The following is a 13,170-nucleotide window of genomic DNA, read 5'->3' on the forward strand; positions in this document are numbered from 1 at the left end:
GGTCAGCTACAGCAAGCTAGCGAAGCAAGGCGCTCTGCTCCTTGAGACGGGCTTGGGTAGTGGCTACCGGAAATTCCACCACGACGATTGTGCCGAAACTCCCAGACGGCGTCTCCACCCGCACTGTCCCCTTGTGAGCGTCCGCTATGCTTCGGCAGATCGCCAAGCCGAGGCCTGAACCACGGGTCTTGGTGGTGAAGAATGGTTCAAAGACCTTAGCACGGATTAACTCGGGGATCCCCGAGCCCGTATCGATGATTGCGACTTGGACCCAAGGGGCTCCCTGATGGTTCACTCGCGTGAGGTTTACGGTGAGACCTCCTCCGGGAGTCATGGCTTCAATCGCATTTAGGAACAGATTCAGAAAGAGTTGTTTCGCTTGTGCTGGATCGATTGCGACAAGGGCCTGTGATGAGCCTAGGTTCCGTTCCACAGCAATCTGAGCGTACTCGAGCTGACCACGTAACAGCGAGAGCGTGTCCGAGATCGGCTCGCGAAGATCCGTCGCAGCAACAGCATCAGGTATCGGCGCGGCGAGACTTCTGAGACGGCCCACCAAGCCGTCAATCCGATCGATTTCCGTCCTGACCACCTTCGAAAAATCATCGCGAAAATCAGTGTCTGAGAAGCGCTCGGGGAGCAGCTCCGCGAAGGTTTTGATTGCGACAAGAGGGTTTTTGATCTCGTGAGCAATGCCAGACACCAGCGCTCCGAATGATGCCAACCGCTCCGCTCTCCGTTTCTCGTTCTCAAGGGCCTTCACATTTGAAAGGTCGCTGAAGACGATTAGGGCACCGATGATCGTGCCCCTGTCGTCTCTGAGCGCGGAGGTCGAACAGACCAGCGGTGTCCGCCGGTCGCCAGGGCCTGGCAGGCTAGTTTCCGTTTGGAGTCTGGGCTGGCCGTCGGCCAACGTGGCCTTGAGCTGTGCCGAGAGTATAGTGGGTAGCCCCTCAACATTAAGGCGAGTCAATGTATCTCGCGTCGTGCTCATTAGGCGCTCGGCCGTGGAGTTCGAAAGGACGATCTTGCCGACCGCATCGATGGTGATGACACCGCTATCCATAGTGCGGAGGATATTCTCAACGTACTCATTTACAAGAACTACCTCGCGATAGAGCTGAGCGTTCTTGATTGCTATTGTCGCTTGGTTGGCGAGGGTGGAGAGAAGCTCAATATCTTCATTGAAGTAAGCGTCTCCGGATAGTTTCGCTCCCAGCACGACAAAACCTAAGAGCTGCTGCTCGGAGAGCATTGGGAGAGCGAATTCGCCACCGAGCTTGGATAGTTCAGCGATCGCCCCAGTCGCGGCTGCACCATCTGCCGATCCGTCCATTTCGTCCCTGATCAGGGGCCGTCGAGCCTTCTCAAGAAACGTTGGGAGTGCATGAGTCGACGCAAGAGGCGTATCCAGGAACACCGTGGCGGCGTCTCCGAAGCTCCGGCGCGCCGCCAGATGGAATGAGTTGTCGCTCGGGTCACGAACGAGCACAGCAGTAAGATCTGGGCGGCACGTCCGAGCGATGACGTCGGATACGTACTCTAGCAACGTGTGGAGATTGAGTGTTGAACCGATCGTGCGACTAGCATCTCGTATGATCTGCTGATAGTTATACGACTCACGATAGAGATAGCGATCGAGCCAGCCCTGAATCCAACCCTTGAGTGGTTGAAAGGCCAAGGCTACAGCAAGTGCCAGGAGGACTTCAGTGGCGAGAGGCACTTCCTGACGATGACGGCCCATGAGATCTGCTATGAGTGTTAAGAAGGCAGCAAAGACTCCCCCAGCCACCGTTGCCGCAATGAGGTATACGCTGCCACGGCGCACGACTAAGCGAATGTTCATAAGGCGATAGCGAATGATCGCGTGGGCCGAGAAGGACACCAACAGCAGCGTGAAGTATGGGCCGAGCGCACTGTACGTCGAGGTCTTCCAAATGAGCGGGATGATGAGATTCGTTGTGGTCGCTCCGGCACCGCTCAGGACAATCCCTAGCAAGAGGTATCGCAACTGGAGACGTTTGAGGCCAGAAGATATCTGGATGGTTCTCGATAGAGTTGCAATTGCGAAGACAAACGCGCCCAAGAAGTAGACTCCAAAAAACTTATGAATGGGGCCATACACGAAGTTTTGCCTTCCACTTGCCTCGAGCGATCCGGCGACGATCCAGGGTGAGAGCGAAAGGAGCACAAAGACGGCACATAGCAACGCAGGCACATAGAACCTTGGATCTCGCGCGGCGAATGGAGCCGCCGAGAACGCCCGAAACATCCAGATGAGAGTGAAGGGAATTCCGCTCGCGAAGGCAAAACCGAAGCGCCCGAGCCATAGTGTGTACTGTGCGCTGTCGGAGGAGAGCGCAAAGAAGATGGTTAGGATCCACCCAACGGTTGTGAAGACTAGTAATCCAAACAGTTTGTTGACCAAAGCCCGTCGGTTGTGAAGAACGACGAGTGTGCCGAGACAGAGATGAGTCGTGCAGAGGACTAACACGCCGAACGTGCGAAGGTCCATACAGGGCGGCCCGAAATCCTACGGTTCCACGCGGCCTATGACCAGGGCTGAGACGCTTCCGCCAAAGCTGTGACCATTGATGAGGACCCGGTTGATACGCGCAACCCGACTGACGTTAGGGACGTAGTCCAGATCACACTGAGGATCGGGAACCTTCTGATTGATAGTTGGGGGAACACGCTGTTCTTGGATGGACAAGCAGGCTGAGGCTGTCTGGAAGCCGCTCGCGGCCGAAATTGGCTGGCCAATCATCGATTTGATGGAGACCACGGGGATCTTGTACGCGTGTTCTCCTAGGGCAGCCTTGAACGCGTTTGTGTCGCACACGTCGTAGTCAGGTAACGAGCTGCCATGTGCGTTGACGTGATCAATGTCTCCTGGTCGTAGATCCGCGCTGGCAATGGCCGACTCTATGGCCTGAGCCATCGTCTGTCCCGTGAGATCCCCTTTCCGCATTCCGATAGCCTCGCTGGCGGCCCCGTAGCCGAGGATCTCTGCGTAAATGACAGCGCCACGATCTTTCGCGAACTCGTAGTCCTCGAGAACGAGAGTAGCGCTGCCTTCCGAAATGACAAGTCCATCGCGGAGCAAGTCATAGGGACGTGAGGCCTCGGTCGGTGCATCATTCCGCTTGGTAAGCGCACCTAGAGCACAGAAGCCGCTGAAGGACGCCGGGAAGATTGGAGCGTCACATCCCCCCGTAATGGCGACCTTAGCCTTTCCTTCGACGATCTTTTGATATCCGGTTTCTATTGCGTCCAAGCTGGTGCAACAGTTCGAGGAAATGGAGATTGCCCGACCTTTGATTCCGAACTCGATGGCAAGGTAGCTTGCGGCGGCGTGAGTCGGGTATTCCAAGGCAGACCATGGCTTTACTCCCTTGACGCCGTCGAGCCGCATAGCCTCCATAGCGTCACCGGCTATGTCTCCAATCCCATTGGCAGAGTTCCCGAAGCAGACGGTAGTCTGGAAGGTCAGACTAGGCGTCATGGCAAGTCCCGCATCGTCAAGCGCCAATCGCGTGCTGGCCACGGCCAGTTGCGAGAAGCGGCCCATCATCTTGGCTTTTCGGATCGAGATGAAGTCTGACGGCATGAAACCCTTAACTTCCCCGGCGATCTGACACGGGTATGAAGAGGCATCGAACGCGGTGATGTAGTCGATGCCGGACTTGCCGGCGACGAGGGCGTCCCAGAAAGCGTCCTTGCCGATGCCGTTGGGGGCGACAACCCCCAAGCCGGTGATGACTACGCGACGGGACTTTCGCACCGTGCCCTCCCCGACAGCTCGACGGCTCAGCGATCGATGCGTTGGGTGAGACAGCAACTAACGTATCATAAGTACGGGAAATCCTCAGGATTGCTGGGTGTCCTCTTTGAGGTACAATCAGCCTAGATCATGGTCCCCCGCGTCTCTCGCCGAGCCTTTCTGGCGGCCTCGCTGCCGCTCTTGGCGAGCCCTCAGGCAGCCCTGGCGCAAGCTCCTGTGCAGGCCCCGGCGCGACAAGTCTTCGACTACTCGGTGGATGTGGGTGTCCTCTTCAGCCTGATCACCTTCGCCCTCAAGGGTACAGTCGTGAAGGAGATCGACCCCGCGGCCGGCCGGTATCGCGTCAGCATGAATGGCGAGGGGGACAGCATCTCTCTGCACACCGAGGCGAGAGGCATCATCAAACAGGGGCGCTTCACGCCCGTCGAAATGCGCAGCCACAGCACCATCCGGGGCCGGGAAAGCCGGCTCGACATGCTGTACGACCACGACCGCGGCACGGTCGAGTACCACTCCGTTCTGCACACCTTCTTCCTCGGGCGGCGCCGGCAGGTGGACGATACGCTCAAAGTGCCGACCGACCGCCGCGTGGACGATCTCCTCTCGGCCGAGCTCAACTTCGCCGCCAACGTGCTGGAGCAAGACCCGGACGGCACCTATCGCACCTTCATCGTCCGCCGCGCGCGACCTGAAGACGAGGGCCCCGACGACGTCTCGGCAAGCGGTTACCATGCCGAGCTGATCCCGCTGCGCTTCCAGGCCGCGCCGGAGGACGCGTCGGGCCGCCTCCGCGCCCTCATCGACATCACCAGTTTTTCCTCCTGGGCGCGCCACAACCAGCCGGCCCGCGTTACCTTCGGCCCCGACCGGCACCTCGAGAGCGTGGAGACCAAGCTGATCCTCGGCACCACCTTCAAGGTGCGCGTCGCGGCCGGCGGCTGACGCCTCCTCTGATGAGCCACGATCTCGTCGGGTTGGGGGAGGTCATGCTCAGGCTGGCCGCCCCGCCGCCGCAGCGTCTCGAGCAGGCCGTCGCGCTCGATGTCCAGATCGGCGGCTCCGAGGCCAACGTGCTGGCGGCCGTCTCGCACCTCGGGCTGCGGACGGCGTTCATCTCGGCCTTGCCCGCCGAGCACGCCTGGGGCGATCGCACGGTGCGGGAGCTTTCCAGCCACGGCGTGGACTGCGCTGGCGTGTTGCGACGGCCCGGCAGCCGCATGGGCCTCTACTTTCTCGAGTACGGTGTCCCGCCGCGCCCCGTCCGCGTGCTCTACGACCGTCGCGATTCGGCGATGAGCCAACTCGTGCCGGAGGAGGTGGACTGGGCGATTGTGCGCGGGGCGCGGATGGTGCACCTCTCCGGCATCACCGCCGCGCTCGGTGACAACCTCCGCGCCGTCATCAGGCGGGCTTGCCGGGAGGCGCAGTCGGCGGGCGTGCCGATCTCGTTCGATGTCAACTACCGCTCGCGCCTCTGGTCGACCAAGGGAGCTCGAGACTTTCTGTCGGAGGCGCTCACGGCTGTCCGCTATCTCTTCATCGGCTCGGACGACGCCGAAACCGTGTTCGAGCTGTCAGGCGAGCCGGAGAAGGTGTTGCGCGGGCTCGCGCGGCTGGCGCCCGCGGCCACCATCGCGCTGACGCTCGGCGAGGCGGGCTCGGCCGTGCTGGACGCCGGCGCCGTCCTGCGGCCGTCGCGGCTCTACACGGTGACCACGGTGGACCGCGTGGGCGCGGGCGATGCGTACGCCGCGGGCTTCCTCTGGCGCGTGCTGCAGGGGCGCTCCGTCCTGGAGGCGGTGGACGCGGCGACGGCGCTGGCCGCGCTCAAGTGCACGATCTGGGGAGACATCGCGCTCGTGCGCCCGCCCGAGCTCGAAGAGCTGATGGCCTCCGCCAACTCCGAGATCCGCCGCTAGACCGCTGATGGCTGAAGTCCAGCGTGAAGCCGAGAGGATCCTCCAGGACCTGACCGAGGCCCAGCGGCAGGCCGTCACTCACGAGGCGGGGCCGCTGCTCATCATCGCCGGGGCGGGGACCGGCAAGACGACGGTCATCACCCACCGCATCGCGCATCTGATCGCCACGCGCCGCGCGCGCCCCTCCGAGGTCTTGGCGCTGACCTTCACGGACAAGGCCGCCGCCGAGATGGAAGAGCGCGTGGACACGCTCGTGCCCTACGGCTACGCGGACGTCCAGATCTCGACCTTCCACGCCTTCGGTGATCGGCTCATCAAGGAAAACGCGCTGGAGCTTGGGCTCACGCCGGACTTCCGCGTGCTCACGCGGGCGGAGCAGGTGATCTTCCTGCGCGACCATCTCTTCGAGTTCCCGCTCAAGCACTTCCGGCCGCTGGGGGATCCAACGCGGCACGTTCAGGCCATGATCACTCTCTTCAGCCGGCTCAAGGATGAGGACGTCGGGCCCGACGAGTACCTGGCCCACGCCGAGGGGCTGCTGGCCGCGGCGGGCGACGACGCCGCGCGCATGGAGGCCGAGCAGCACGTGGAGTTGGCGCGCACCTACGCGCAGTACCAGACGCTGATGGCGCGACTCGGACAGATCGACTTCGGCGACCAGATCGTGGAGGTGCTGCGCCTCTTCCGCACCCGGCCGCACGTCCTCAGGCGCTGCCAGGAGCGCTACCGCTTCATCCTCGTCGACGAGTTCCAGGACACGAACTACGCGCAGAACCAGACTGTGCAATTGCTCGCCGCGAAGCACCGCAACCTCACGGTTGTAGCCGACGACGACCAGTGCCTGCCGGCCGGTACCCCAATCTCGACGCCGGCCGGGCCACGGCCGATCGAGGCCCTTGTCCCCGGAGACCACGTGGTCACGGCGGTGGGCAAGGGGTTCCTCGGCACGAGCACCGTGACGCGCGTCTTCCAGCGCGAGCGGGCGGTCAGGATGCTGACATTCGAGACGGAGTCGGGCCGGACGCTCACAGTCACCGACAACCACAAGATGTTCTGCTTCATCCCGCGGAAGGCCCGTTCCAAGGCGTTCACGTACGTCTACCTCATGGAGCGTCGCGAGTTGGGCTGGCGGATTGGGGTCACGAACGACCTCGCGGTGCGTCTTGCGCTGGAGCGCTCGGCGGACCGCATCGTGGCGCTTCGCGCGTGCGAGAGCGAGCAGGAGGCGCGGTATCTTGAAGCACTCTGGTCGCTCCAGTACGGGATACCAACGCTGCCGTTCAAGCCGCGCAGCCGGATGATGGTCGTTGGGCCGTACCTCGACCGGCTCTTCTCGGAGCTTGAGACGCGGAAGGGAGCCGAGCAGCTGGCCGCGGCGCTCGGGATCAGCCTCGAGGCGCACCACGTGGCCCTGGGAGCGGTGTGGCGTGGGGCGCAGTCGCGGGTTCGCGTATTGCTCACCATCTGTGTTCGAGCCCACGTCCCCAAGGGACCCGGGCGGCTGCTCAAGGCCCCCCAGATCCTCCACCAAGTATCGCTCGAGACCTCCGTACCCGAGACGATTGCGAGACTTCGCGCGGCTGGCGTGCCCTTGCGCAAGGCCAAGCGCGGCTGGCGTGTGGCCATCACCGGGAGCTCCCTCCGGGAGATTGGTGTCAAGGCTGAATGGTTGCGGGACGTTACCGACGGGATCCTCGAGGCCCGCTTCGCGCTGGGGACCTCCGGTATGCAGCACAAACCTGCCCGCGTCATGCCGGCGGGCAACGTCCTACCCGGCCAGTACGTTCCCATCGTGCGGAATAACCGCGTCATCTACGATCGCGTGCTCCGCGTCTCGCAAAGCTTCCGGACCGAAGCGGTATACGACCTGGAAATTGACCGCACCCACAATTTCGTGGCGAACGGGATCGTGGTCCACAACTCGATCTATAAGTGGAGGGGCGCGGCCATCTCCAACGTGATCGGGTTCAAGGAGCAGTATCCCGACGCCCGTGACGTCGTGCTCTCGGAGAACTATCGTTGCCCCCAGGCGGTGCTGGACACAGCGTACAAGCTGATCCAGCACAACAACCCCGATCGGCTCGAGGTCAAGTACGGGATCAGCAAGAAACTCAAGAGCCTTGCCTCGACGGCCGGAGAGCGCGGGCCCGTTCACCTGGCCTTCGATGCGGTGACGAGCGAGTCAGACCGTGTAGCTGGGATCATCGAGGAGGAGCACCGCAAAGGGCGCCCGTACCAGGATTGCTCCATCCTCGTCCGCGCTAACCATGACGCCGATGCCTTCCTGCGCGCGCTGAACCTGCGCGGCATCCCGTGGACCTTTTCCGGCAACGCGGGGCTGTACGGCCGGCCGGAGATCCGCCTCTTGATCGCCTTTCTCCGCAGCGTGGCGCACCTAGACGACTCTGTGAGCCTGCACTATCTCGCTTCGTCGGACATTTACCAGGTGCCGATCTTCGACCTGACGGAGTGCGCGACGTACGCGGACCGGAAACACCGCTGGCTTTTCCACGTGCTGCGCGCGCTCCCTGACGAGGTGCAGGTGGGAGAGGAGGGCGCCGCCGCCATCCGCCGCCTCATCGCCGACCTCGAGCGCTACATGGAGCTTGCGCGGGAGACGCCGACGGGCGAGCTGCTCTACCAGTTCCTCGTGGACTCGGGGCTGATGACCCGCTACGCCAAGGCCCGCGCCGAGCAGGAGCAGGAGGTCCAGAACGTCAGCAAGTTCTTCACGCGCGTGCGAGACGCCGCCCGCGTGCTCCAGTACGACAACGTGCGCGAGTTCGTCAATCACCTCGACGCCTTGATGGACGCGGGCGACGACCCGCCGCTGGCCGAGGCCGACACGGACACGCCCGCCGTGCCCGTCCTGACGGTCCACAAGGCCAAGGGCCTCGAGTGGCCCGTGGTCTTCCTCGTGAACTGCGTCCAGGAGAAGTTCCCGACGCGGCGGCGTGGCGACGCGCTCGAGATGCCGCTCGGACTCATCAAGGACACGCTGCCGACCGGCGATTTCCACCTGCAGGAGGAGCGCCGGCTCTTCTACGTCGGGATGACGCGCGCCAAGGAGGCGCTCTACCTCACGAGCGCCCAGGACATGGGCGGCAGGAAGAAGTGGAAGACGAGCCAGTTCGTGCTGGAGGCGCTCGACCTGCCCAAGGACGCCGCGCGGCCGTTCAAGGCCAAGGCGATCGAAGAGCTCCAGCGCAACGCGCCGCCGCCGGCCCACGAGAACGGCGGTGCCGCGCCGATCCCGCCCGAACAGGAACTGACGGTCAGCCACAACCAGGTGGACGACTACGAGACCTGCCCGCTCAAGTACCAGTACATTCACATCAAGCGCATCCCGCTGCGCCAGCACCACAGCGTCGTCTACGGCAGCGCCATCCACAAGGCGGTCGAGTTCTACCTGCGGCGCCGGGCCGTGGGGAACTTCACCTCGCTGGAGGACTTCTTGAAGTCCTTCGACGACGCGTGGCGGAACGAGGGGTTCCTCACGCGCGAGCACGAGGAGCAGCGCAAGCGCGCGGGCGTCCTGGCGCTGACGCGCTTCTACCACGAGGAGGAAGCGTCAGGGCAGAAGCCCACGGACGTCGAGCGCGAGTTCGGCTTCGTGCTGGGTCCGACGCGCGTCCGGGGGCGCTTCGACCGCGTGGACGACACGCCCGAGGGCACAGTCGTCATCGACTACAAGTCGAGCGACGTCACTGAGCAGAAGAAGGCCGACCAGCGCGCCAAGGACAGCCTTCAGCTCAAGATGTACGCGCTCGCGCAGAAGGAGATGACGGGCCACCTGCCGGTGCGCGTCGAGCTCCGCTTCCTGGAATCCGGCCTGGCCGGCCGCCACAAGCCGACGGAGAAAAACCTCGGCGAGGCCCGAGAGGCCATCGAGGCCGCGGCGGCCGGGATCCGCGCCCGCCGCTTCGATCCGACGCCGGGCTACCAGACCTGCCGCTACTGCGCCTACAACCAGATCTGCCCCAGCACCGCCACCCGCGAATAGCGCTCTCCGTGGTTGCGCCGATGGAGTGCCTGTAGTACAGTCCTGTCCTACAGGAGGAAGCGTATGCCTACCAGCGTTCGGCTCGACGCCAAGACCGAGAGCCTGCTCCGGCGGTTGGCGCGCCAGAAGCGGCTGACGAAGTCAGCAGTGATTCGGGAAGCCGTGCTCTACTTTGCTCGGGAGGAGGCTGCCCGGCCTCGGAAGACCCCGTTCGAGGCGGCGGCTCACCTGATCGGATCCCTCAGAGGGCTCCCACCCGATCTGTCTGAGCGCACCGGCGACAGATTCTACAAGATGCTGGTCGAGCAACACCGCAAGTGATGCTGGTGGACGCCGGCCCGCTAGTGGCCTTGCTCAGCAAGGATGATGCGCGCTACCGGCGCTGTAGGGCGGTGTTCCGAGGCCTGCGCGAACCGCCGCTCACAGTGTGGCCGGTCCTAACCGACGCGATGCATCTCTTGCGCGACTCGTGGGGGGGCCAGGACAGACTGTTCGGGCTGCTGGAGGTGGGCTCCGTCGAGATCGCGCCGCTCGGTCCTGGCGACCTCTCACGAATGCGGCAGCTCATGCAGAAATACCACGATCTGCCGATGGACTTCGCCGACGCGGCGCTGGTGACGGTCGCCGAGCGCGAGGGCATCACCCGCGTCTTCACGCTGGACCGGAGGGATTTCGAGGTGTACCGTCCCGCCAAGATCGGCCGCTTCTCGCTGGTTCCCTGATCACCCGCACGACGGAGGCATCATGAAGATCAAGGCCAACGGCATCGAGATCAACTACGAGAAGGAAGGCAGCGGGCCCGTGGTGGCGCTGAGCCACTCTCTCGGCTGCAACCTGCACATGTGGGACGAGCAGGCCAAGGCGCTCGCCTCTCGCTACACCGTGCTGCGCTTCGACACACGCGGCCACGGCCAGACGAGCGCGCCCGACGGCGCCTACTCGCTCGACCAGATGGCCGACGACCTGAAGGGCCTCCTCGACGGCCTCGGCGTCAAGGAGACGCACTTCGTGGGGCTCTCCATGGGCGGCATGATCGGGCAGACCTTCGCGCTGAAGCACCCGGCGATGATCAAGAGCCTCGTGCTCTGCGATACGTCGAGTCGCTATCCGGCCGCCGCTGCGCCCATCTGGGAGGACCGGATCAAGACCGTCGGCGCCAAGGGCATGGAGCCGCTCGTGGCGGGCACGCTCGAGCGCTGGTTCACGGCGCCCTTCCGCGCGCGCCGCCGCGACGTGATGGAGCGGATCGGCGACATGATTCGCAGCACGCCGCCGGCGGGCTACATCGGCTGCTGTCACGCCATCCCCAAGATCAACCTGACCGACCGGCTGAAGGAGCTTCAGTGCCCGGCGCTGGTCATCGTCGGCGAAGAGGACCCGGGCACACCGGTCGAGATGGCGCGGGATATCCACGCCGCGCTGCCGGGGGCGCAGCTGGCCATCCTCCGCTCGGCCTCGCATCTCTCCAACGTCGAGCAGCCGGAGGAGTTCACGCGGGTGCTGGTGGGCTTCCTGGACAAGGCCTCGGGCCGCAGCGCGCTCTAGGGGTCGGGCCCACCCTGATGACATCCGAGAGGCGACTGACGTGAGCCGCCACGCCGGCCCCGGACCGGGAGGCGGCCCGGCGACACCCACAACCGAGCCGAGCTATGCGGAGCGCGCGCGGACCCTCGTCCACCTCGCGCATTCGGGCATGCTCTCGACCCTCTCCCGCCGGCAGCCGGGGCATCCCTTCGGCTCGGTCATGCCGTACGCGCCGGACGACCAGGGCGCGCCGCTGCTCCTCATCAGCGACATGGCCATGCACACGCAGAACCTCGAAGCCGACGCGCGCGCGAGCCTGCTCGCCACCCAGCCGGGCTGGACGGAGGATCCGCTCGCGGGCGGGCGCGTGACGCTCATGGGGCGCGCCGCCCGCGTGTCGGATGGCGAGCGCGGAACCGCGCGCGAGGCCTATCTGGCGCGGCATCCGAAGGCCGCCTTTTGGGTCGACTTCGAAGACTTCGCGTTCTGGCGGCTCGACGTGACGGACGTCTACTTCGTGGGCGGCTTCGCGGCGATGGACTGGGTGACGGGGGAGGGCTACGCCGCGGCGCGCCCCGACCCGCTGGCCGACGCGGCCGAGGGCATCCTGGAGCATATGAATCGCGATCACACGGACGCCCTGCTCACGCTGGCCCGGGCTCATGCCGATGCCGCCGCCGAGGAAGCGACCATGCTCTCGGTGGACCGCTTGGGCTTCCGCGTGCGCGTGCGCAGCGGCGAGCGACTTCAGGGCGTCCGGATGTCCTTCCCGCGAGAAGTCACGACAGCGGAGAAGTGCCGCTCCGTGCTGATCGAGATGATCCGCGACGCGCGACGGTAGCGCGCGTCCCGAGGCTCAGTAGTCCTTCGGGTCGAGCCAATCGCGCAGGCCGTCGCCCGCCAGGTTGAAGGACAGGGCGAGGGAGAAGATGGCGAGCCCCGGCCACCAGGCCATCCAGGGCGCCGTCTCGAGGAACTGCTGCGCGGCGTTCAGCATGGTGCCCCAGCTCGGGTTCGGCGGCTGGACGCCCAGCCCCAGGAACGACAGGATGGCCTCGGCGATGATGGCGCCTGGTATGGAGACCGTGGCCTGGACGAGGAGCGCGCTCGTGATATTCGGCAGGATGTGCCGGCCCATCACGCGCAGGTCCCCGGCGCCGAGCGCGCGGGCGCCCTGGACGAACTCTTCTTCACGGGTTGAGAGCACGAGGCCGCGCGTGAGACGGATATAGGTCGGCGTCGCGGCCACGCCGATCGCCACCGTGGCGTTGGTGAGCGACGGACCCAGGATCGTGACGAGCCCGATGGCCAGGATGAGGAAGGGGAACGAGAGCCACGCGTCCGTCAGCCGCATGATCAGTTGGTCGAAGACGCCGCGGTAGAAGCCGGCCACGAGGCCCGCGGGCACACCGATGGCCATGGCCAGGAAGATGGAGAAGACTCCGGCCTGCATGGAGATGCGCGTCCCGTACACCACGCGCGAGAGAATGTCGCGCCCGAGATCGTCGGTGCCGAACGGGTGCGTGGCGCTTGGGGCCTTGCGGATCTGGCCCCAGTCGGTGCGCAGCGGGTCGTCCGGGGCGACCCAGGGCGCGCCGAGCGCCAGCAGCACGTAGAGCAGCACCACCGCGGCACCCGCCAGCGCCGGCGGGCGCCGGGCCGCGCGCCGCCACGCCAGCTGGAGGCGCGTCGCTTCCGCGTCCGGTGCCACGACGGCGCTCGGGGCCGCGACCGCACCGCCGCCGCTACCTGGCACCGGCCGCTCCCTTGATCCGGATGCGCGGGTTGAGCAGCGAGTACGACAGGTCCACGAGCAGGTTGATCAGGACATAGGCGCTCGCCGTGATCAGGACGACGCCCTGGACCAGCGGGTAGTCCCGGGTGAAGACCGATTCCACGATGAGCCGGCCGAAGCCCGGCACCACGAAGATCTGCTCGGT

The 13,170-nt window shown here is 64.9% G+C and carries 11 protein-coding genes; 7 read left to right on the forward strand and 4 right to left on the reverse strand.

Translation table 11 applies throughout. From position 1 onward, the window contains the following. Positions 1-16 precede the first annotated feature (16 nt). Both VGV06_07515 and VGV06_07520 read right to left on the reverse strand, forming a co-directional pair. The gene (locus tag VGV06_07515) at positions 17-2,515 is read right to left on the reverse strand and encodes an ATP-binding protein (protein ID HEV2055004.1); all 2,499 of its coding nucleotides are present in this window, start codon (positions 2,513-2,515) and stop codon (positions 17-19) included. 18 nt (positions 2,516-2,533) lie between these two features. Continuing rightward, positions 2,534-3,784 carry a beta-ketoacyl-[acyl-carrier-protein] synthase family protein gene (locus VGV06_07520; protein ID HEV2055005.1) on the reverse strand — a complete coding sequence of 417 codons (1,251 nt, stop codon included), beginning with the start codon at positions 3,782-3,784 and terminating at the stop codon, positions 2,534-2,536. A 216-nt stretch (positions 3,785-4,000) separates the two neighbouring features. Here VGV06_07520 and VGV06_07525 point away from each other — a divergent pair, with 216 nt between their 5' ends. From VGV06_07525 to VGV06_07555, 7 genes are all read left to right on the forward strand, one after another. Beyond that, on the forward strand, positions 4,001-4,726 hold the full coding sequence (locus VGV06_07525; protein ID HEV2055006.1) for a hypothetical protein: 726 nt from the start codon (positions 4,001-4,003) through the stop codon (positions 4,724-4,726). A gap of 11 nt (positions 4,727-4,737) precedes the next feature. Next, the gene (locus VGV06_07530) at positions 4,738-5,703 is read left to right on the forward strand and encodes a sugar kinase (protein HEV2055007.1); all 966 of its coding nucleotides are present in this window, start codon (positions 4,738-4,740) and stop codon (positions 5,701-5,703) included. Positions 5,704-5,710: 7 nt separating this feature from the next. Further along, positions 5,711-9,706 carry a UvrD-helicase domain-containing protein gene (locus VGV06_07535; protein ID HEV2055008.1) on the forward strand — a complete coding sequence of 1,332 codons (3,996 nt, stop codon included), beginning with the start codon at positions 5,711-5,713 and terminating at the stop codon, positions 9,704-9,706. Positions 9,707-9,769: 63 nt separating this feature from the next. Further along, positions 9,770-10,027 (forward strand): ribbon-helix-helix protein, CopG family, encoded by a 258-nt coding sequence (locus VGV06_07540; GenBank protein HEV2055009.1) that lies wholly within the window; start codon positions 9,770-9,772, stop codon positions 10,025-10,027. Continuing rightward, positions 10,027-10,428: a PIN domain-containing protein gene (locus tag VGV06_07545; protein HEV2055010.1), complete on the forward strand. Its 402-nt coding sequence runs from the start codon at positions 10,027-10,029 to the stop codon at positions 10,426-10,428. The genes VGV06_07540 and VGV06_07545 overlap by 1 nt, the downstream gene beginning before the upstream one ends. Before the next feature lie 22 nt (positions 10,429-10,450). Further along, positions 10,451-11,251, forward strand: coding sequence for a 3-oxoadipate enol-lactonase (pcaD, locus tag VGV06_07550; protein HEV2055011.1), 801 nt, complete (start codon positions 10,451-10,453; stop codon positions 11,249-11,251). Positions 11,252-11,291: 40 nt separating this feature from the next. Then, complete coding sequence (locus VGV06_07555) at positions 11,292-12,071, forward strand: DUF2470 domain-containing protein (GenBank protein HEV2055012.1); 780 nt, start codon at positions 11,292-11,294, stop codon at positions 12,069-12,071. A 15-nt stretch (positions 12,072-12,086) separates the two neighbouring features. Here the strand turns inward: VGV06_07555 and VGV06_07560 are convergent, their stop codons facing one another. Continuing rightward, on the reverse strand, positions 12,087-12,941 hold the full coding sequence (locus VGV06_07560; protein HEV2055013.1) for an ABC transporter permease: 855 nt from the start codon (positions 12,939-12,941) through the stop codon (positions 12,087-12,089). 34 nt (positions 12,942-12,975) lie between these two features. Beyond that, positions 12,976-13,170 (reverse strand): ABC transporter permease subunit (locus tag VGV06_07565; protein ID HEV2055014.1); only part of this gene is annotated, 195 nt, incomplete at its 5' end.

Source organism: Candidatus Methylomirabilota bacterium, assembly GCA_035936835.1.
GTDB lineage: Bacteria > Methylomirabilota > Methylomirabilia > Rokubacteriales > CSP1-6 > AR37.

Coding starts and splice junctions, on each gene's coding strand:
- VGV06_07535 (HEV2055008.1), top strand. CDS start 5,711: ATGGCTGAAGTCCAGCGTGAAGCCGAGAGGATCCTCCAGGACCTGACC.
- VGV06_07540 (HEV2055009.1), top strand. CDS start 9,770: ATGCCTACCAGCGTTCGGCTCGACGCCAAGACCGAGAGCCTGCTCCGG.
- VGV06_07530 (HEV2055007.1), top strand. CDS start 4,738: ATGAGCCACGATCTCGTCGGGTTGGGGGAGGTCATGCTCAGGCTGGCC.
- pcaD (HEV2055011.1), top strand. CDS start 10,451: ATGAAGATCAAGGCCAACGGCATCGAGATCAACTACGAGAAGGAAGGC.
- VGV06_07515 (HEV2055004.1), bottom strand. CDS start 2,515: ATGGACCTTCGCACGTTCGGCGTGTTAGTCCTCTGCACGACTCATCTC.
- VGV06_07545 (HEV2055010.1), top strand. CDS start 10,027: ATGCTGGTGGACGCCGGCCCGCTAGTGGCCTTGCTCAGCAAGGATGAT.